The sequence below is a fragment of the Providencia sp. Je.9.19 genome (genome assembly GCF_051129765.1).
GTDB lineage: Bacteria > Pseudomonadota > Gammaproteobacteria > Enterobacterales > Enterobacteriaceae > Providencia.
In genome coordinates, this window is the sequence record NZ_JBCPSS010000071.1 from 1 (window position 1) to 255 (window position 255).

Sequence of the window (255 nt, forward strand, 5' to 3'; positions counted from 1 at the left end):
CTCAAAACTACGTTCAAGGCGACAATGAGCTGAAATTCCAAGCTTCGTTGAAAGGTCTAGGAACAACTGTAACTCCAGGTAACTTCCAAGCAGTAACGAACTTTACCTTAGCATACAACTAATTTTTAAAAATTAAGGTATGTGCGTCATGGGGTGTTTCGGCACTTCATGGCTTGTTCAGCAATGGAGGTGATCGTGAAGCGAACAGGATTGTTAAATACGGCGCTATTGTTAGTAGGTGTTTTCTGGCTAATG

At 41.6% G+C, this 255-nt stretch carries 1 pseudogene; it reads left to right on the forward strand.

What is annotated here, in order from left to right:
• Nucleotides 1-122, forward strand: a pseudogene (locus AAZR93_RS21750) (fimbrial protein); the annotation flags it as partial.
• Between the last annotated feature and the right edge of the window lie 133 nt (nt 123-255).